This is a genomic window from Sphingomonas sp. SRS2 (assembly GCF_000971055.1).
Lineage (GTDB): Bacteria > Pseudomonadota > Alphaproteobacteria > Sphingomonadales > Sphingomonadaceae > Rhizorhabdus.
Genome location: NZ_LARW01000040.1, coordinates 152,560 through 171,299, shown reverse-complemented (window position 1 = coordinate 171,299; position 18,740 = coordinate 152,560). Strand labels below are relative to the sequence as shown.

At 63.1% G+C, this 18,740-nt stretch carries 24 protein-coding genes and 1 pseudogene; 19 read left to right on the top strand and 6 right to left on the bottom strand.

Translation table 11 applies throughout. From position 1 onward, the window contains the following. The 3 genes from WP12_RS01585 to WP12_RS01575 form a co-directional block, all read left to right on the top strand. A partial coding sequence (locus tag WP12_RS01585) for an OmpA family protein (RefSeq protein WP_046192020.1) occupies positions 1 to 369 on the top strand: 369 nt, incomplete at its 5' end. Between the two features lie 146 nt (positions 370 to 515). Continuing rightward, a complete protein-coding gene (locus tag WP12_RS01580) occupies positions 516 to 1,055 on the top strand; it encodes a superoxide dismutase family protein (RefSeq protein WP_046191984.1) in 540 nt (179 codons plus the stop codon). After that, positions 1,052 to 1,537: a low molecular weight protein-tyrosine-phosphatase gene (locus WP12_RS01575; protein ID WP_046191983.1), complete on the top strand. Its 486-nt coding sequence runs from the start codon at positions 1,052 to 1,054 to the stop codon at positions 1,535 to 1,537. The genes WP12_RS01580 and WP12_RS01575 overlap by 4 nt, the downstream gene beginning before the upstream one ends. Here the strand turns inward: WP12_RS01575 and thpR are convergent. Beyond that, positions 1,522 to 2,056, bottom strand: a pseudogene (gene thpR / locus WP12_RS01570) (RNA 2',3'-cyclic phosphodiesterase). The gene WP12_RS01575 and the pseudogene thpR sit on opposite strands and share 16 nt — an antisense overlap. Positions 2,057 to 2,198: 142 nt before the next feature. On the opposite strand from thpR, the gene WP12_RS01565 reads away from it, so the two are divergent. From WP12_RS01565 to WP12_RS01550, 4 genes are all read left to right on the top strand, one after another. After that, positions 2,199 to 2,927: a Bax inhibitor-1/YccA family protein gene (locus WP12_RS01565; protein ID WP_046191982.1), complete on the top strand. Its 729-nt coding sequence runs from the start codon at positions 2,199 to 2,201 to the stop codon at positions 2,925 to 2,927. Positions 2,928 to 3,019: 92 nt separating this feature from the next. Further along, a complete protein-coding gene (locus WP12_RS01560) occupies positions 3,020 to 3,745 on the top strand; it encodes a WecB/TagA/CpsF family glycosyltransferase (protein ID WP_046191981.1) in 726 nt (241 codons plus the stop codon). Positions 3,746 to 3,851: 106 nt separating this feature from the next. Beyond that, positions 3,852 to 4,250, top strand: coding sequence for a PRC-barrel domain-containing protein (locus WP12_RS01555; RefSeq protein ID WP_046192019.1), 399 nt, complete (start codon positions 3,852 to 3,854; stop codon positions 4,248 to 4,250). An 83-nt stretch (positions 4,251 to 4,333) separates the two neighbouring features. After that, positions 4,334 to 5,161, top strand: a complete 828-nt coding sequence (locus WP12_RS01550) for an alpha/beta fold hydrolase (RefSeq protein ID WP_046191980.1) — start codon at positions 4,334 to 4,336, stop codon at positions 5,159 to 5,161. Between the two features lie 220 nt (positions 5,162 to 5,381). Here the strand turns inward: WP12_RS01550 and WP12_RS01545 are convergent, their stop codons facing one another. Further along, on the bottom strand, positions 5,382 to 5,846 hold the full coding sequence (locus WP12_RS01545; RefSeq protein ID WP_052730148.1) for a response regulator: 465 nt from the start codon (positions 5,844 to 5,846) through the stop codon (positions 5,382 to 5,384). A 363-nt stretch (positions 5,847 to 6,209) separates the two neighbouring features. Here WP12_RS01545 and WP12_RS01540 point away from each other — a divergent pair, with 363 nt between their 5' ends. The 5 genes from WP12_RS01540 to WP12_RS01520 all read left to right on the top strand — a co-directional run bounded on the left by WP12_RS01540 (position 6,210) and on the right by WP12_RS01520 (position 9,702). Further along, positions 6,210 to 6,905, top strand: coding sequence for a cistern family PEP-CTERM protein (locus WP12_RS01540; RefSeq protein ID WP_235398868.1), 696 nt, complete (start codon positions 6,210 to 6,212; stop codon positions 6,903 to 6,905). A gap of 44 nt (positions 6,906 to 6,949) precedes the next feature. Continuing rightward, positions 6,950 to 7,285, top strand: coding sequence for a DMT family protein (locus WP12_RS01535; protein ID WP_200894438.1), 336 nt, complete (start codon positions 6,950 to 6,952; stop codon positions 7,283 to 7,285). Between the two features lie 63 nt (positions 7,286 to 7,348). Next, a complete protein-coding gene (gene hslV, locus WP12_RS01530; protein ID WP_046191977.1) occupies positions 7,349 to 7,900 on the top strand; it encodes an ATP-dependent protease subunit HslV in 552 nt (183 codons plus the stop codon). A gap of 44 nt (positions 7,901 to 7,944) precedes the next feature. Next, complete coding sequence (gene hslU / locus WP12_RS01525; RefSeq protein ID WP_046191976.1) at positions 7,945 to 9,243, top strand: ATP-dependent protease ATPase subunit HslU; 1,299 nt, start codon at positions 7,945 to 7,947, stop codon at positions 9,241 to 9,243. 111 nt (positions 9,244 to 9,354) lie between these two features. After that, positions 9,355 to 9,702: an ArsC family reductase gene (locus WP12_RS01520; protein ID WP_046191975.1), complete on the top strand. Its 348-nt coding sequence runs from the start codon at positions 9,355 to 9,357 to the stop codon at positions 9,700 to 9,702. 9 nt (positions 9,703 to 9,711) lie between these two features. On the opposite strand, the gene WP12_RS01515 is transcribed toward WP12_RS01520, so the two are convergent. Continuing rightward, the gene (locus WP12_RS01515) at positions 9,712 to 10,878 is read right to left on the bottom strand and encodes a GGDEF domain-containing protein (RefSeq protein WP_046191974.1); all 1,167 of its coding nucleotides are present in this window, start codon (positions 10,876 to 10,878) and stop codon (positions 9,712 to 9,714) included. A 150-nt stretch (positions 10,879 to 11,028) separates the two neighbouring features. On the opposite strand from WP12_RS01515, the gene purT reads away from it, so the two are divergent. From purT to WP12_RS01485, 6 genes are all read left to right on the top strand, one after another. Further along, positions 11,029 to 12,213: a formate-dependent phosphoribosylglycinamide formyltransferase gene (gene purT / locus WP12_RS01510; RefSeq protein ID WP_046191973.1), complete on the top strand. Its 1,185-nt coding sequence runs from the start codon at positions 11,029 to 11,031 to the stop codon at positions 12,211 to 12,213. Next, a complete protein-coding gene (locus tag WP12_RS01505) occupies positions 12,213 to 12,596 on the top strand; it encodes a RidA family protein (protein ID WP_046191972.1) in 384 nt (127 codons plus the stop codon). Before purT ends, WP12_RS01505 begins: the two co-directional genes overlap by 1 nt. A 158-nt stretch (positions 12,597 to 12,754) precedes the next feature. Further along, positions 12,755 to 13,066, top strand: a complete 312-nt coding sequence (locus WP12_RS01500; RefSeq protein WP_046191971.1) for a UrcA family protein — start codon at positions 12,755 to 12,757, stop codon at positions 13,064 to 13,066. Positions 13,067 to 13,437: 371 nt separating this feature from the next. Beyond that, complete coding sequence (gene cysD / locus WP12_RS01495; protein WP_046192017.1) at positions 13,438 to 14,343, top strand: sulfate adenylyltransferase subunit CysD; 906 nt, start codon at positions 13,438 to 13,440, stop codon at positions 14,341 to 14,343. After that, positions 14,343 to 16,268 carry a sulfate adenylyltransferase subunit CysN gene (gene cysN / locus WP12_RS01490; RefSeq protein ID WP_046191970.1) on the top strand — a complete coding sequence of 642 codons (1,926 nt, stop codon included), beginning with the start codon at positions 14,343 to 14,345 and terminating at the stop codon, positions 16,266 to 16,268. Before cysD ends, cysN begins: the two co-directional genes overlap by 1 nt. Next, positions 16,268 to 17,005, top strand: a complete 738-nt coding sequence (locus tag WP12_RS01485; RefSeq protein WP_046191969.1) for a 3'(2'),5'-bisphosphate nucleotidase CysQ — start codon at positions 16,268 to 16,270, stop codon at positions 17,003 to 17,005. Before cysN ends, WP12_RS01485 begins: the two co-directional genes overlap by 1 nt. Positions 17,006 to 17,022: 17 nt before the next feature. Here WP12_RS01485 and WP12_RS01480 read toward each other — a convergent pair whose 3' ends face one another. Together WP12_RS01480 and WP12_RS01475 are read right to left on the bottom strand one after the other, a co-directional pair. Beyond that, positions 17,023 to 17,256, bottom strand: a complete 234-nt coding sequence (locus WP12_RS01480; RefSeq protein ID WP_046191968.1) for a hypothetical protein — start codon at positions 17,254 to 17,256, stop codon at positions 17,023 to 17,025. After that, positions 17,253 to 17,519: a hypothetical protein gene (locus WP12_RS01475; protein ID WP_046191967.1), complete on the bottom strand. Its 267-nt coding sequence runs from the start codon at positions 17,517 to 17,519 to the stop codon at positions 17,253 to 17,255. Before WP12_RS01475 ends, WP12_RS01480 begins: the two co-directional genes overlap by 4 nt. A gap of 238 nt (positions 17,520 to 17,757) precedes the next feature. Here WP12_RS01475 and WP12_RS01470 point away from each other — a divergent pair, with 238 nt between their 5' ends. Next, positions 17,758 to 18,039 (top strand): hypothetical protein, encoded by a 282-nt coding sequence (locus tag WP12_RS01470; RefSeq protein ID WP_046191966.1) that lies wholly within the window; start codon positions 17,758 to 17,760, stop codon positions 18,037 to 18,039. 167 nt (positions 18,040 to 18,206) lie between these two features. Here the strand turns inward: WP12_RS01470 and WP12_RS01465 are convergent, their stop codons facing one another. Beyond that, the gene (locus tag WP12_RS01465; protein ID WP_046191965.1) at positions 18,207 to 18,734 is read right to left on the bottom strand and encodes a hypothetical protein; all 528 of its coding nucleotides are present in this window, start codon (positions 18,732 to 18,734) and stop codon (positions 18,207 to 18,209) included. Positions 18,735 to 18,740 lie beyond the last annotated feature (6 nt).

Here is an 18,740-nt window from a genome sequence, read left to right as displayed (position 1 = left end):
CCTCCGCCGCCTCCGCCTCCGCCGGTTGTGGAAAGCCCGGGTCCGTTCATCGTGTTCTTCGACTGGGATAAGTCGGACATCACGGCGGAGGCTGCGTCGATCCTCGACAATGCGGCCAACGCTTATGCGACGACCGGCCAGGCCCGTGTCCAGCTTGCCGGCCACGCCGACAAGTCGGGTGGCGACCAGTACAATGTCGGCCTTTCGCAGCGTCGTGCCGACGCGGTGAAGTCCTACCTTGCTGGCAAGGGCGTGCCTGACAGCGCGATTGCGACTGAAGCGTTCGGTGAAAGCCGCCCGCTGGTCGACACCGCCGACGGCGTCCGCGAGCCGCAGAACCGCCGCGTCGAAATCACTTTCGGCAGCTAAGCGGTTCAGCCATCGCTTCGGCGATGACTGGCAAGAATTGGGGTCGGCCTTCGGGTCGGCCCTTTTTCTTTGTCATCAAGACTTTATTCGCCAATGCCGATACGGCATGATCGGTTTGCCGGGGGCCGAATTACCGGGAGAGAAGCATGTTCAAGATCAGTTTCGCTGCCACATCGCTGCTGTTCGTAGGCTGCGCATTTGGGGCGCCGGCCCTGGCGCATGAGCATCATCATGGCGGTAAGGCGATCGCCGATATCGTCGATGGTCAGGGCCAGACCAAAGGCCAGGCTATATTGACGCAACACAAGGATGGTATCCATGTGGACGTGAAGGCGGTTGGCCTGCCCGCCGGCGTTCATGCCGTTCACATCCACACCACCGGCACGTGCACCGGCCCCGATTTCACTAGCGCGGGCGGCCATTGGAACCCGGGCAAAAAGCAGCACGGCCATGATAATCCGGCCGGCGCCCATAAGGGCGACATGCCCAATATGACGGTTGGCGCCGACGGTACGGGCATGCTCACGACGACCGTGAAGGGCGCGACGCTCAAGGGCGGTAGCGAACCGCTGTTCGACGCCGATGGTGCGGCTATCGTCGTTCATGCCGCTGCCGACGATTACAAGACCGACCCGACGGGCAACGCCGGCGGGCGTCTCGGCTGCGGCATCGTCAAGGCGGAATGACACCGGCAGCGCCGCCACGCCTGCTGTTCGTCTGTCTCGGTAATATCTGCCGCTCGCCGCTTGCGGAGGCGGCCATGCGCGCGGCGGCGGACAGGGCAGGTCTTGCGGTCGAGGTCGATTCTGCCGGCACGGGCGACTGGCATGTCGGCCGCCCGCCGGACCCGCGCGCGATCGCCACCGCCGCACGCTACGGCTTGGATATCAGTGGATTGCGCGGGCGGCAGGTCAGCGTCGAGGACTTCCGGCGTTTCGATCATGTCATTGCCCTCGACCGCAGCAATATGGCGGTGTTGCGCGGGCTCCAGCCGACCGACACCCGTGCCGCATTGTCTATGCTGCTCGATCACGTCGATGGCCGTCACGGCCAAGACATCGCCGATCCCTATTTCGGCGAGGATGAGCGTTTCGAGGTGAGTTGGCGCGACATCGGCCTCGGTGTCGACGGCCTGCTCGCCATGCTGCGCGCTCAGCCGAGCGGGTAACGCTCGATCACCGAATAGGTCGAACCGGCGGAACCGAGCTCACTCTCATAAAGCAGGACATGGTCGAAGCGTGCTTCGACCGGCTGTGGCCAGAGATGCTGCATCGGTAGCGCGCCCGCCGGAAAAGCGCCGCGCCCGAAGCGGGCGAGAGTGATGTGGGGCTTGAAGGCGCGCTCCTCGGGCGCGATTCCCGCGCCCGTCAATGCACGCGTCACCGCGGAATGGAGAGACCGGACTTCATCGTGCGGCGTCACCCCCGCCCAGATGGTGTCGATCTGCCCCCCGCCGATCGAAGCAGCCGATGCCGTCGAGGCGCAGGGTGAGGGGAGGATGCGAGATCGCGCCGAGCGCCGCCGCGACATCCTCGGCCAGATGGCGGTCGACATCGCCGATGAAGCGCAGCGTCAAATGAAGCTGATCGTCGTCCTGCCAGCGCGCACCGGGAATGTCGCCCATCGCGGCAAGCAGCGCCTGACGCATGTCCCGTGGCGGGCGCAGGGCGACAAAAAGCCGGTGCATGCGACCATTTCACCCGTCGTGAGACGGTAACGCAAGCCCGTTCGACATAATGTAACGCGTGATTTGCTTGAAAAACTCAATGGTTACGCCGATATTGTTGGGAAAGCGGCATTCCGCCGCCTTATCTGGAGAGTTTTACATCATGGCAAACTGGTCTGACCCCCGAGCAACTGCCGCGCCTGCCGCGACACGGGCCGGTGTGGCCGAGGCGGCTTTCGATGCTGGGCTTCGGTCCTACATGCTCTCGATCTACAATTACATGGCGTCGGGCGTGCTGCTGACCGGCGTCGTCGCGCTGCTGTTCGCCGAGTCCGGCATGGCGGCACAGGTCTTCGCGACCCCGCTGCGCTGGTTGATCGTGCTCGCGCCGCTCGCCTTCATCCTGGTGCTGAGCTTCGGCATCAACAAGCTGTCGACGACCGCGGCGCAGGGCCTGTTCTGGGCGTTCGCGGCGGTGATGGGTCTGTCGATGTCGTCGCTGTTCCTGGCGTATACCGGCTCGTCGATCGCGATCACCTTCTTCGCGACCGCCACCGCCTTCGCGTCGCTCAGCCTGTGGGGCTATACGACGAAGAAGGACCTGTCGGGCTTCGGCACCTTCCTGATCATGGGCGTGGTCGGTCTGCTGATCGCATCGCTGCTCAACATCTTCTTCAAGTCGCCCGTCATGAACATGGTGATCAGCGCGGTCGGCGTGCTGCTGTTCGCCGGCCTGACCGCTTATGACACGCAGAAGATCAAGAGCATGTACTATCACGTCGCCGGCACCGACTTTGTCGGCAAGTCGGTGGTGATGGGCGCGCTGACGCTCTATCTCGACTTCGTAAACATGTTCACCTTCCTGCTGCAGTTCCTCGGCGACCGCCGCTAAGCTGCATCAGAACACAAGAACGAAAGGCCCGGTGGAAACGCCGGGCCTTTTTCTTTGTCCGGCGCGCGCTATGGTCGGGGTATCGGAGGCGCATGGACTATCTTGGACTGAGCTTCGAGCAACTCGACGAGGACGCGGTTGTCGCGCTGCTGCGGGGCCGCAGCGCCGACAGCGGTTTCGCCTATCTCGTCACTCCCAATGTCGATCATGTCGTGCGGCTGGCGAAGCTGGATCGTGACAGCGCCGAGCGCCGCGCATATCGCCAGGCCGGCTGGCGGCTGTGCGACAGCCGGGTGCTGTCGGCGCTGGCATCGCTCCAGGGGATCCGCTTGCCAGTGGTGACAGGCAGCGACCTGACCGGGCGATTGCTGCGCGACATCGCGGTTCCGGGCGATCGGATCTGCGTCATCGGCGGCTATGCCGACGACATCGCAAAGCTCGCTGCGGTCCGGCCGGATGTCGTCATCATTCAACATATCCCGCCCATGGAATTGCACGAGGATGCCGCTGCCCGCGCGGTGGCGGCGCGCTTTGCTGCCGCCTCGGCCGCGCGCTTCATCCTGGTGGCGGTGGGGTCGCCCCAGCAGGAACTGATCGCCGCAGCGATCGGCGACTTGCCCGAGGCGAGGGGGACCGCGCTGTGCATCGGCGCCTCGATCGATTTCCTAACGGGAAGGGCCAGCCGCGCTCCGCGCTGGATGCGTCGGCTATCGCTTGAATGGCTTCACCGGTTGTTGGCTGATCCCAGCCGGCTATGGCGGCGCTACCTGATCGAAGGGCCGCGTATTTTTCTGCTCGCATGGCGATCAGGCCGCTAACCCGCCGAGGCATCGGCGGGAACAATCCGCAAATCCTGTCGGTTGATATCGCGCCGTTGGCTCCGCGCAGCAAGCCTGGCTTCATGCGGGGCGGCAGGAGATGATCATGACACACGCAATGTCGGCGGCCGACGCAGAGGCCGATCACAAGCTCATTCTTGGCAGCCGGGTATCCGGAACTCCGGTCTTCAACCACTCGGGTGAATCTCTGGGCCATGTCGACGATCTTTCGATCGAGCGTAAGAGCGGCCGGATAGTCTATGGCATCATGTCGTTCGGTGGCTTTCTGGGCATCGGCGAGAAATTTCATCCCATTCCCTGGTCGTTGCTCGACTATAATCCGGAACGCGGCGGCTATGTCGTCGCGCTGGACCGGGCGACGCTCGAAGGGGCGCCGCATTATGAGCGGGACGAACTGGTGACGCTGGGTGGGCCCAGCCGCAAACAATATGATCAACGGATTTTCGACTATTACGGTCCATTCGGACCGATGCCCTATTGGTAAGCGCGATTGCGGGAGGACGGGTTGATTTCCCGTCATCGGCGTGGAACTGCTCAGTCCGGAATGGCATTCGCGTCCAAACTTTCATGACGGCGGACGGATTGCGCCTCGTCGGCGATGTTGGGGGGCGCCCCGGCGCGCCGACGGTGATCCTGATGCACGGCGGCGGACAGACTCGCCACGCCTGGGCAGGCACGATGGGGCGGCTCATCGATCAGGGCTATCGCGTCGTCAACCTTGATGCGCGCGGGCATGGCGACAGCGACTGGTCACCTTCGGGAGACTATGGTCTGCAGGCGATGGCGCGGGATCTCCGGACGGTTCTTGCGACTGTCGGGCGGCCGGTCGCGCTGGTCGGCGCGTCGATGGGTGGCATGACCGCGTTCCTGGCGGCCGGAGAGAGCGACGAACCCATCGCGGATGCGCTGGTGATGGTCGATATCGTATTGCGGCCGGCCAAGGCGGGCAGCGAGCGGATAACCAGTTTCATGCGCGCGAACCCGGAAGGCTTCGCGACGATCGAGGAGGCAGCCGATGCAGTGGCGGCCTATTATCCTGAACGGACCCGGCCAAAGGATATAAGCGGCCTCAACAAGAATCTGCGACTGCGAGAGAATGGCCGGCTGTACTGGCACTGGGATCCGCGCCTGCTCGATTCGATACAATCTGCCGAACCTCCGAACCTGCCGGGCATCCTGCAAGTCGCGCACCGCGTGACGCTGCCGATCCTGCTGGTACGGGGCGGCAAGAGCGACATCGTCGATGAGGCCGGCGTAAAGGAAATGCTCGAACTCGTGCCGCAGACCGAAATTTTCGATGTGCCCGGTGCCGGGCATATGGTTGCGGGCGACAAGAACGACCCGTTCAGCGCGGGCGTGATAGCCTTTCTCGAAAAGCACCTTCCCGTGCGCTGAGCAGCGGCTCCAGCCAATTCATGTTGCGGAGCAATCTTTTATATTCACGGCCCGTTGCGGTCAGCGCGAGCGCGAGGCGGCCGGATCGCCCAATGTCGAGGCGAAGCGGATTCATCAGTGGCTGGCGCAAATCCATGAGCGTGAGGCAACGCGCATTTATCGCCGACAGGCAGGGCTAGCGATCCGGAGGGCGGCGAGCCATCAACGCCAATCAAGTCCTTCAGGCGGTCGCCCCTCCGCGGAGCGCTTCCTGCTTGGCCTTGAGCAAGGCGGCGGCATCGGTCCGGCTGAGCTTCACCTGATTGAGTGCGGCTGCCTTGATAAGCTGGATCAGCGCATTTGCATTCTTCATGGTGTCAGCCTTGTTGAAGCAGGCGGCGGCGCCAAGCATCAGCGCGCCGATGCGGGTCTCCGACCCTTCGGCGGTGCTGCCCGACAGCATGACTGCCGGCACATGCCGGGCATTGAGCGTCTGTAAATAGGTCAGGCCGTCGGTGCCGGGCATATCGATATCCAGGGTGACGACATCGACCTGCCGTTCCCTCAGGATAGCGGTGGCCTCTTCGGCGGACGCCGCGACGCCGACGACATTGAGCCTGCGGTCCTTTTCAAACAGGCCGGCGAGCATCGCCCTTATGACAAGGGAGTCGTCGATCACGAGCACGTTTATCTCTGGTTCGATCATCGCAACATCCTCGGCTCACTACGCTATGCAACCAATACTCAGCACCGTTTCCGGGCTGTCTTTCCTATAGCGCGGCGGAGAGTACGCGCCGGTTAAGGCGAGCGGCCGAAAAGGTCCGAATATATTATACTTTAGCTGCAAGATGCCGCTTGCGGGCTGTTTCGGCGCGGGCTGCTTGTTACTCGATTCGTGTCATGATCGACATTTCCGCAGGATTGTGATGATTTGCGAATCGTTCGCATTCTGGTCAACCGGGAAAAGGTCGGAAAACCGCATATCGTCGGCGATGGCGATCGTTACGATACTGTGCTATAGTCGGCAGATCGGCTGCTGTCGGGGAGCGCCGGTCTGTGGGGGTGTATTATGCGTAAAATGAAAGCTTTGGCATTGTCCGCGATGATGGCTGCCGCGCTGGCGGCTCCAGCGTTCGGCGCCGTGATCGTCAATTCCAGCAATAGCGGCTACAGCTTCCAGGTCGATTATGTCGGCCAGGTCAACAGCGTCACGACGCCGAGCGTATCCGCGCTGGGCACCTTCACCTTCAACGGCGTCACCAACAACGGGAAGACCTATAATTTCGGTTATTCGCTGGCGAATGACTCCACAACGACGGCCCGGCTCAGCGGCTTCGCCTTCAACACCAACCCCAATCCCATGGGTGCGGTGGTGACGGGGGCGTTCGACAACGCCAACCTCAGCGGCAACTATCCGGAGGGCTACAGCACGGTTGACGTCTGCTTCAATTCGGGCGGCGGATCGTGCGCGGGCGGCGGCGGCGGCGGCTTTTATCAGGGCAACACCGGGACCGGCACCTTCGCGCTGACCTTCGCGCAGGCGATGGCCTCGGTATCCTTCGACAGCTTCGTGACCCGCTTCCAGTCGATCAACGGCGTCAGCGGCGGCACATCGGGCATCGGTATCGGCTCGGTCGTTCAGCCCGGTGGTCCGATCACCGCGCCCGAACCCGGCACCTGGCTGATGATGCTGGGTGGTTTCGGGCTGGTCGGCATGACGCTGCGCGGCAAGCGCCGCCAAATCCCGACGCTTCAGGCGGCCTGACCTCTTCCATATTGCACGACCGGCGTTATGCCTTGGGCATGACGCTGACCCCGCTCGTCCTGCTGATCTGCTCGAACATCTTCATGACGGTCGCCTGGTACGGCCATCTCAAATTCACCGACACGCGGCTGTGGATCGTGATCCTTGCGTCCTGGGGTATCGCGCTGGTCGAATATTGCTTCGCGGTGCCGGCCAATCGGATCGGCTATCTTCAGGGCTGGAGCGCGGGGCAGCTCAAGATCACGCAGGAGATCGTGACCTTGCTGGTCTTCGCCGTCTTCGCGGTGGTGGTGCTGGGCGAGCCGATTGGATGGCGGCACGCCGGCGCTTTCGCCTGCATGATCGGCGCGGCGTGCTTCATGTTTGCGGGGCGGGGCTGACCGAGTTGCACTGACGAAACCGACTCCCCATATCCGGCCTCGGCAGAGCATTTTAGGACGGATATGAGCGAACTTCCCAAATGGCATGGCACCACGATCCTGTCGGTGCGCAAAGGCGGCAAGGTCGTCGTGATTGGCGACGGCCAGGTATCGATGGGCAATACGGTCATGAAGCCGAACGCCCGTAAGGTCCGGACGCTGGGCGACGGATTGGTGATCGGCGGTTTCGCAGGCGCGACGGCCGACGCTTTCACCCTGTTCGACCGCCTTGAGCGTAAGCTGGAGCAGCATGGCGGGCAGCTGCTGCGCGCCGCTGTCGAGCTCGCCAAGGACTGGCGGACCGACAAATATCTGCGCAACCTGGAGGCGATGATGATCGTCGTCGACAAGGAGGTGACGCTGATCCTGACCGGCAATGGCGATGTGCTCGAACCGATCGGCGGGGTTGCCGCGATCGGCTCGGGTGGGAATTTCGCATTGTCAGCAGCGCGCGCGCTGGTCGATTACGAGGCGGATGCCGAAACGATCTGTCGTAAGGCGATGGCGATCGCCGCCGAGCTGTGCGTCTACACCAATGACAGCCTGACCGTCGAAACGCTCGATAGCGCGTCCTGATCCAGCGCCGTGCAGCGGCCATCATCCATCGAAAGCATATTAGAATGAACGACAATCTGACTCCCAAGGCGATCGTCGCCGCGCTCGACGCACATATCGTCGGCCAGGCCGACGCCAAGCGCGCGGTCGCCGTAGCGCTGCGCAACCGCTGGCGGCGGCAACGCCTGCCCGAGAATCTGCGCGACGAGGTGACGCCGAAGAATATATTGATGATCGGCCCGACCGGCTGCGGCAAGACCGAGATTAGCCGGCGGCTGGCCAAGCTGGCCGATGCGCCCTTCGTCAAGGTCGAGGCGACCAAGTTCACCGAGGTCGGCTATGTCGGCCGCGATGTCGAGCAGATTGCCCGCGATCTGGTCGAGGAGGCGGTGCGGCTGGAAAAGGACCGCCGCCGCGCCGCGGTGAAGGACAAGGCCGAGGAAGCGGCGATGGCGCGTTTGCTCGACGCGCTGGTCGGCAAGGATGCGAGCGAAGCGACCCGACTGAGTTTCCGCCAGCGCTTCGAGGAGCATCAGCTCGACGACAAGGAGATCGAGATCGAGGTCGAGGATTCGGGCGGCATGCCGTTCGAGATGCCGGGCATGGGCGGTCAGGTCGGCATGATCAATCTCACCGAGATGATGAGCAAGATGGGCGGCAACCGCACCAAGCGCCGCAAGATGACGGTCCGCGCTGCGTGGGGCAAGCTGGTCGACGAGGAGGCCGATAAGCGGCTCGACCAGGATGAGGTCAGCCGGGTGGCATTGCAGGATGCCGAACAGAACGGAATCGTGTTCCTCGACGAGATCGACAAGATTGCGGTCAGCGATGTTCGCGGTGGTTCGGTGAGCCGTGAAGGCGTGCAGCGCGATCTGTTGCCGCTGATCGAGGGGACGACGGTCGCGACCAAATATGGGCCGCTCAAGACCGACCACATCCTGTTCATCGCGTCGGGCGCTTTCCATGTCGCCAAGCCATCGGATCTTTTGCCCGAGTTGCAGGGACGGCTGCCGATCCGGGTCGAGCTAAAGGCGCTGACCGAGGCCGATTTCGTCCGCATCCTGTCGGACACCCGGGCGAGCCTGACCGAGCAATATCGCGCGCTGATCGGCACAGAAGGCGTCGGGATCTCCTTCACCGATGACGGTATCGCCGCGATTGCGAAGATCGCCGCCGAGGTGAACGGGCAGATCGAGAATATCGGTGCGCGGCGGCTGTCGACAGTGATGGAGAAGCTACTCGAGGAGGTCAGCTTCGAAGCTGAGGACCGCAAGGGCAGCAACGTCACGGTCGACGCGGCCTATGTGAACGGCCAGCTCAGCGAAATTGCGCGGAACACCGACCTGTCGAAATATGTGCTGTAGTTCCTCAGTTCGTCATGCCAGCGCAGGCGGGCATCTCAAGAGGCAGGGTGCGCTATAGCCTCCTGAGATCCCCAGCCTGCGCTGGATGACGTGAGGGGAGAGGGGACAAAGATGACGATCACGATGTACGGCATCAAGAATTGCGACACGATCAAGAAGGCGCGGACCTGGCTGGAGGATCGCAGTCTCGGCTACGATTTCCACGATTATAAGGCTGTGGGGATCGATCGCGCGCGGTTGCAGGGCTGGGTCGATCGGCTGGGCTGGGAAGTGCTGCTCAATCGGGCCGGAACTACCTTCCGCAAGCTGCCCGATGCCGACCGCGCCGATATCGATGCGGCCAAGGCGATCGCTCTGATGGAGGCCCAGCCGTCGATGATCAAGCGACCGGTGCTCGATGTGAATGGCGAACTGCTGGTCGGGTTCAAGCCGGATGCCTACCAACAGAAACTTGGCTGAACCGAAGGATCAGAGCGCGGGTTCGAATTGCGGATCAACCGTCGTGCGGTTTCGGCCGGCCTCCTTCGAGGCATAGAGCGCCTGGTCCGCGCGCTTGAGAAGGTCGGCGAGGATCTGGTCACCCGCCGTCATGCTCGCGATCCCGAAGCTAGCTGTCAGGGCGTCCGGCCGGTCCCCGATCGGCATCGCCATGATCCGCTTGCGGAGCTGCTCGACCTCACGCTGGGCGGCTTCGCTGTCCTGTCCGGGGAAGAACAGCACGAACTCTTCCCCGCCAAAGCGGCCGAAATGGTCGTTGGCCGCCAACCGTTCCTGGAATAGCGCGCTCAGCCGGCACAGCACCTCGTCGCCGCAGTCGTGGCCATATTCGTCGTTGATGTGCTTGAAATGATCGACGTCGCATATCGCGATCGTCAGTGATCGGCGAAGGGTACGGGCCTCGGCCATCATGCGCGTACCGGCGGCTTCGAGCGCGCGACGGTTGGGAGCGCCGGTGAGGGAGTCGGTGTCGGCGGCAATCCGAAGCCGTTCGGCGAGGTCCCCGGCGAGCAGATAGAGCGAGAAAACGCCACCGGCGACCGTCATCGCCGGCAGGCCGAGGAAGACGATGATCGTATAGGCCTGATCGAGCACCGCCGACTTGCCATTGCCCATAGCCGCCAGCACCAGCCCGCCGGCAATCTCGATCGACGCCATCGCGAACCCGGTGACGATTATCGGCCGCTCGCCCAGCCGGAGCTTGCGCCCTGGCCGCCACAGCGCGGTTACGCCGAAAAGCAGGACCGCCGCGGCATAAAGCGGCACCACCGCGCCGGACAGGCCGCGATTGGGAATAGCGAAAGTGAACAGAGCGATGGTGAGCAGCGCCGCCGCCTGGCTGACGAACAGCGGCCGCGTGCGCAGCGGCAGGCCGGATCGCAGGCGATAGGCGAGTGTGGCGAGGATCGGCGGGGTCAGGGCAAGCGCGCTGACGAACAGATCGAGCCAGACATTTTCCGGGAAGAGGAAGGTGTAGATCGCATTGGAGAGGTACATCAGCACGTTGAGGCCGAAGGCGCCGGCGAGGAAATGCGCCATGCGCCGCTGGCCCAAAGTGCGAGCGGCGAGCAGCAGGGCCAGCGCCATCAAGGCATTGACCAGCAGCAGCACCATGAAAATGAACAGATCTACCGGCACCCGGCCGTATGCTCCCCGAAACCCCGCACCTTCATAGGCTTAGTCGCGGTGGACGTAAAATGAACTTGTGGACCTTGACCGAAATCGCCGCGTCCGCCGCTTCACCTCGGCGGCATTCCTGTCTATCCGCTCTGACCAAGGAGATGCCCTATGACCCCCACCGCGAAGATATTGCTGCTTGGCTCGGGCGAATTGGGGCGCGAGTTCGTGATCGCAGCCAAGCGCCTCGGGGCGCATGTCATCGCATGTGATTCCTATGCGGGCGCCCCGGCGATGCAGGTCGCGGACGAGGCCGAGATATTCTCGATGCTCGACGGCGATGCGCTCGCCGCGGTGATCGAAAAGCACAAGCCCGATCATGTCGTTCCCGAGGTCGAGGCGATCCGCACCGAGGTGCTCAAGGATTATGAGGATCGCGGCTTCTCGATCGTGCCATCGGCGCGCGCGACGATGCTGACGATGAACCGCGATCGGATCCGGGATGTCGCGGCGAGTGAGTTGGGGCTCACCACATCCAAATTCCTCTACGCCGAGAGCCTCGACGACATGCGCGCGGCGGTCGACAAGGTCGGCATTCCCTGTGTGGTGAAGCCGGTGATGTCGTCGTCGGGCAAGGGCCAGAGCATCGTCACCGCCGAGGGTGCGGTCGATGCCGCGTGGGACTATGCGGTGTCGGGAATGCGCGGCGACCGGCAGCGGGTGATCGTCGAGGCGTTCGTCGCCTTCGACTATGAGATCACGCTGCTGACGATCCGGACGCGCGAGGGAGTGCTGTTCTGCGAACCGATCGGCCACCGTCAGGAGCGGGGCGATTATATGGAAAGCTGGCAACCGACGCCGATGTCGAAGAAGGCGCTGACCGCCGCGCAGGACATGGCGCGCAAGGTGGTCGATAATCTCGGCGGGTACGGGCTGTTCGGGGTCGAGTTCTTCGTCGCAGGCGAGAAGGTGATCTTCTCGGAACTGTCGCCCCGGCCGCACGATACCGGCATGGTTACGCTGCTGTCGCAGAACCTGACCGAGTTCGACCTGCACGCCCGCGCGATCCTCGGCTTGCCGATACCGCATATTCAGTTGCTCGGAGCGACCGCGTCCGCGGTGATCCTGGCGGATCGCAACGCCGAGGATTTCCGCTTCGAGGGTTTAGCCGAGGCGTTGATGCCGGTTCGCGGTGTCGAAACCGACATACGCCTGTTCAGCAAGCCGGTGACGCGTCCCAACCGGCGGATGGGTGTCGCGCTGGCGCTGGCCCGAAACGGCACTGCCGAACAGGCGCGCGAGGCGGCGCGGCAGGCCGCATCGAAGATTTCGATACGCTATGAAGAGGACGACTGATGGCCCGCACGCTGATCTCTTCAGGCTCACCCTTCGAAAAGCAGGTTGGGTACAGCCGGGCCCTGGTCGACGGCGACTGGGCCTTTGTCGCGGGCACCACCGGCTATGATCCCGAGACACGGGTCATGCCCGAGAGCGCGGCGGAGCAGGCGCGCAATGCGCTGGCCTTGATCGGCCGCACATTGGAGGGCGCTGGCTTTGCAATGACCGATGTCGTGCGCGCCACCTATTATTTCACCGATGCCGCTTATTGGGATGAGGTCGGCCCCGTGCTAGACGAAGCCTTTGGCGAGATACGGCCCGCGGCGACCGCGCTGGTGGTGGGATTGATCAAAGCGGAGATGAAGATCGAGATCGAAGTTACCGCACTAAAGCGGCGGTGATTGGAAAATCCGCCATCATTGAGTATATTTTACGGATAAGTGGTGTTTCTTGTTCGGCGAATTGAACGAAAGTCACATATTTTTAGGGCTTACGGCATTTGGCACGGTTCCTGCTGAGGTGTGTGTATCGACAACGCACACGTGAAAGGGAACTTAAAATGCAGAGCTTCAAGAACATGATCGCCGGTAGCGCCGCCCTGGCCGCCACCTTCGTCACCGTCGCAGCCGCGACCCCCCTGCGCGCAGAACCGGTCCGGGTTGCGGTCGCTTATGGCGACCTCGACATCGCCAGCGACGCCGGCGCTTCCGAACTGCTGGTCCGCATCGCCCGCGCCGCCCGCGTTGCCTGTGGTCATGATGATGCCGGCAGCCGCATTCAGGTCGCGAACTGCCGTCTCCAGGCGGTGAAATCGGCCAAAGGCCAGGTCGCAATGGCGCAGAGCAACGAGATCAAGCTCGCTTCGCGCTGAAGCCTGAACATGAAGGCCAAGACGGGCCGCCGGTAGGAGGGACTCCAGCCCTTCTCCGGCGGCTCAGTCTTTTTGTAAATCCCGGGTCAGAATGAGAAGCTGTAAGGCTGTCCCGCACGCCTGCCGGAGCCGACCCCATGCTTCATTCTTTTCAGTGTGAGGCCGAGCGGCCCCATGCGGTGACCGTCGCATACTGATGCGCCACAGCCGGCGGTGGGCAGGCTGCCATTCCGCTTACAAGCAAAATCCTGTGCAATGGGCTACCGGATATTGGCGGGGCCGGGCGACCGGCAGGCGGGCCGCACATTTGCTTATCGCTTTCCAACATTTAATTTGGGGCGTGCGGCCCAGGGCTTGGCTACTGCCGCATGATGGCAAATCACCTGACCCACCTACAGCGGCTGGAAGCCGAGAGCATTCACATCCTTCGCGAGGTGGTGGCGGAGTGCGAGCGTCCGGTGATGCTGTATTCGGTCGGCAAGGATTCGGCGGTGATGCTGCATCTGGCGCGCAAGGCCTTTTATCCGTCGCCGCCGCCGTTCCCGTTGCTGCATGTCGACACGACCTGGAAGTTCCAGGCGATGTACGATCTGCGCGACCGGATGGCGCGCGAGAGCGGCATGGAGTTGCTGGTCTATCACAATCCTGAGGCGCAGGCGCGCGGGATCAACCCGTTTGACCATGGCGCGCTGCATACCGATCTGTGGAAGACGGAAGGGTTGAAGCAGGCGCTCGACAAGTACGGCTTCGACGCGGCGTTTGGCGGCGCGCGGCGCGACGAGGAGAAGAGCCGCGCCAAGGAGCGGATATTCTCCTTCCGCACCGCCAGCCATGGCTGGGACCCGAAGAACCAGCGGCCCGAGCTCTGGAACCTCTACAATGCGAAGAAGGCGAAGGGCGAGAGCATCCGCATCTTCCCGATCTCGAACTGGACCGAGCTCGACATCTGGCAATATATCCAGCTGAACGACGTGCCGATCGTGCCGCTCTACTTTGCGGCCAAGCGACCGACAGTCGAGCGCGACGGCATGCTGCTGATGGTCGATGACGATCGCTTCCCGCTGAAGCCGGGCGAAGTGCCGGTCGACCGCTCGATCCGGTTCAGGACGCTGGGCTGCTACCCGCTGACCGGTGCGGTCGAGAGCGAGGCCGCGACCTTGAGCGAGGTCATTCAGGAGATGCTGCTCACCACCACCTCGGAACGGCAGGGCAGGGCGATTGACAAGGATGCCGGCGGCGCCGGCATGGAGAAGAAGAAGCAGGAGGGCTATTTCTGATGACCGACACCCTCCAGCACAACGAGAGCGCCTATCAGGTCGATAAGCTGATCGCCCAGGATATCGACGCCTATCTCAACCAGCATCAGCACAAGACGCTGCTGCGTTTCATCACCTGTGGATCGGTCGATGACGGCAAGTCGACCTTGATCGGCCGTCTGCTTTATGATTCGAAGATGATCTTCGAGGATCAGCTGGCGGCGCTGGAGGCGGACAGCAAGCGCGTCGGCACGCAGGGGCAGGAGATCGACTTCGCGCTGCTGGTCGACGGTCTCGCCGCCGAGCGCGAGCAGGGCATCACGATCGACGTCGCCTATCGCTTCTTTTCGACCGAGAAACGCAAGTTCATCGTCGCCGATACGCCGGGGCATGAGCAATATCCCCGCAACATGGTGACGGGGGCGTCCACCGCCGATCTCGCCGTGATCCTGATCGATGCGCGCAAGGGCGTACTGACCCAGACGCGGCGGCACAGCTATCTGGCGCACTTGATCGGGATCAGGAATCTGGTGCTCGCGGTCAACAAGATGGACCTGATCGGTTATGATCAGGCCAGCTATGACGAGATCGTCGCGGATTATACGGCCTTTGCGAACTCGATCGGCATCACCGCCTTCACTCCGATGCCGATCTCCGGCTTCAAGGGCGACAACATCACCGCGCTCAGCGAGAATACGCCCTGGTATACGGGGCCCACGCTGATGGAGCATCTGGAGACGGTCGAAGTCGACCAGATTTCGGATCAGGCGAAGCCTTTCCTTATGCCGGTGCAGTGGGTCAACCGCCCCAATCTCGACTTCCGGGGCTTTTCCGGCCTGATCGCGGCGGGCACCGTGCGTCCGGGCGACAGCATTCGCGTCCTGCCGTCGGGCAAGACCAGCACGGTCAGCCAGATCGTCACCCTCGGCGGCGATCTGAATCAAGCGGTTGCCGGCCAGTCGGTGACGTTGACCTTCGCCGACGAGATCGACTGCTCGCGCGGCGATGTGATCGCGCTGGCCGACAGTCCGCCGCAGGTCGCCGACCAGTTCGAGACGACGATCGTGTGGATGTCCGACGAAGCGATGCTGCCGGGGCGGCCCTATTGGCTGAAGCTCGGTGCGCAGACCGTCACCGCCTCGGTCCAGGCGCCCAAATATCAGGTTAATGTCAACACGATGGAGCATCTGGCGGCGAAGACGCTGGAGTTGAACGCCATCGGGGTCGCTAATCTGTCGACCGACCGGCCGCTGGTGTTCGAAAGCTATGCAGACAATCGCACGCTGGGTGGCTTCATCCTGATCGACAAGATCACCAACGCCACCGTGGCGGCGGGGATGATCCACTTCAGCCTGCGCCGTTCGCAGAATGTCCATTGGCAGGCGATGGACACGACCCGTGAGAAGCGCGCCGACCTCAAGAACCAGAAAGCCGCCGTGCTGTGGCTGACCGGACTGTCGGGCGCGGGCAAGTCGACCATTGCCAACATCGTCGAGAAGAAGCTGACGCGGATGAACCGCCACGCCTTCCTGCTCGACGGCGACAATGTCCGCCACGGGCTCAACAAGGATCTTGGCTTTACCGATGCCGACCGGGTGGAGAATATCCGCCGGGTGGGTGAGGTGGCCAAGCTGATGACCGACGCCGGCCTGATCGTGATCACCGCCTTCATTTCGCCGTTCCGCGCCGAGCGCGACATGGTCCGCGCGATGATGGCGCCGGGTGAGTTCATCGAGGTCCATATCGACACCAGCCTAGCCGAGGCCGAGAAGCGCGACGTTAAGGGTCTCTACAAGAAGGCTCGCGCTGGCGAGCTCAAGAACTTTACCGGGATCGACAGCCCTTATGAGGCTCCCGAACATCCCGAGATCTGCATCGACACCACCAAGATGACGCCCGAACAAGCCGCCGACATCATCATCGAACAGTTGCTGGGCGAAGGTTGATGAACGACGCCGAACTGGCGATCCACATCGCCGATGCCGCCGGGCGGATGTTGCTCGATCTGCGGGAGCGCGGAGAGTTCGATGGCAAGGCGCTGGGCGGCGAGGGCGATCGGATCGCCAACGCCTTCATCATGGAGACGCTGCGCCGCGAGCGGCCCGCCGACGCGATCCTCTCTGAAGAGGAGATCAACGACGTGGCCCGCTGTCAGGTCGAGCGCGTCTGGATCGTCGATCCGCTCGACGGGACCCGTGAATATGGCGAAGGCCGCAGCGACTGGGCGGTGCATGTCGCGCTGGCGGTGGGTGGCAAGGCCAGCATCGGCGCGGTGGCGCTGCCGGGGCTCGGACTGACGCTCAACTCCGCCAATCCGATCAGCCTGTCGCCGCCGCCCGCGACGTTGCGGATGCTGGTCAGCCGCACACGGCCAGCCGCCGAGGCCGTCGCGGTCGCGGCGAAATTGAGCGCCGAACTGGTGCCGATGGGATCGGCGGGCGCCAAGGCGATGGCGGTGGTGCGCGGTGAGGCCGACATCTATCTGCATTCGGGTGGGCAATATGAATGGGACAATTGCGCGCCGGTCGCGGTCGCGCAGGCGGCAGGGCTGCACTGCTCCCGCATCGACGGCTCACCGCTTCGCTATAATTGCCCTAATCCATGGCTGCCCGATGTGCTGATCTGTCCGGTTGCGCTGGCCGATGAGGTGCTGCGGCTCGTCCGGGATGTGACGCCGGCCTGAGCGAACGGATCACCGCCTTATAGCGCGGCGCGCTCGATCATGGACCAGCAGACGCCCGGAAAAGCGCTTTCGATCAGGACAAGGGCGGCGCGGCGTCCGGCTTCGGCCAGTTCATCGGCATGCTGGGCTGCTTCGGCATGGTGTTCCCGATCGGCGCGGGCCCGGTCGTGGTTCTGCGCCAGCGCGTCGGCCCGCGCTATTCCGTCCAATAGCTCCCTGAGCAGGATTGCGGCGTCCGCGTGCTCGCTCATGCCGAACGTCCGTTCATTTCGATCCAGGCGTGGTGGATCGCGTCAATCTCAAACAGGCGATAGGCGGCGTCGAGGCTGTCGGCCCATGCCTCCTCGCGCAGTTGTGCGGCGGTCGCGTAGAGCCGGCAGCCCTGATCCCCGGAATAGGCACAGCGGGTCGCGGTGGTGTCGCCCCAGTGTCGCAGATTGCCGAGCGCGCGCATCAACGCGTCGATCTCCCTAACCTGGCGGCATCGGCCGACGGATGGCTGATAAGCGGTCATCGCTACTCCCTGAATGACCGGAGCATATACAAGAAAGTTGTATAAATGTCAATCAGAATCTTGGTTAAGCAGAGGTTGCCATTTGCGCTTGTGACAAAATGTAACAAGAAAATTCGGGAGTTATGCCGCTGCGTGTCAACAATTGTAACTTCCGAGTGAGTCCTATTTTCTTGGTCGTCATATCGGCGCAGAGAGGCGGGGCAGGCGGGATGGTCCGCTGATTCGGTGGACGGGCATCATGGCGAACGCAATGTTGAACATGGCGGACTATCCTGAGGTCGAGGCGCAGCAGCGCCCGGTTCTCCGGCTCGTCGATGCCGCCCCAAAGCCGAAGATGGCGCCGCCGTCATGGATGCTTGCGCCGCCGATCCCGGCCGAAATCAGAACGGTCAGCGTTAATGAGCCGCAGCAGCCCTATTTGCCGCTGCACGCACCACAGACCACCGCCGCCATTCCGGCAGCCCCAGCCCTTTCCGACGCCCCCTATCGCAACATTCGCGAAGTCCCGCGTCTGGGCTGACCCAAGCGCACGGCAAATGCGCCGCGCAAATCGCCGATAGGAAAAATCCTAGACTTGTAGGATATGCTCGTTAGAACATAACGAGAACATCTAGCCGAGTCGGATCATGGGAAAACCAGCCTACCGAACCTCTCCGGGGTGCGACATCGCATGCCCGGCCTGTGACATCAGATGCGCGATTCTGGCGGGCGAGGCGGACGACGCCTGGCGCGCGGTCGAGCATCTGCGCCGGGAAGTGGCGCTGTATCCCGCACTGGAACGGGCGGCGAGACTGATGCACGCTGAAGCGCGGCTGGCAGGCGCAGAGCAAGATTTCGCGCAAGCGCGTCTCGCTGACCAGCCGGCACATCCTTCTCCAACATGGTTTCGAACATGCGCGTCAACGCGTCTGCATTAGGGAGGGCGACATCCAGACGGACATATTGGAACGCGGGGATGATCGCCGACAGCTCGCTGTCCCGCTCCTCGGCGGTCAAGCCCGCAAGGGCGAGTACTTCCGCCGGCTCGACGCCGAAGGGCTGGAGCGCGGTTGCGATCTGACGTGCGGCGTCGATGGGGAGCGGCCCGGTGAAGCGCTTCTCCTCATAATAGGCATAGCGGGTGTCGAGAGGACTGCCGAGCCCGCTGGCGAAGCTGCGCATCGACAGCCCCGAACGGGCGCGCAGCATGCGCATGCGTTCATACGGAAGGGTCATGCCGTA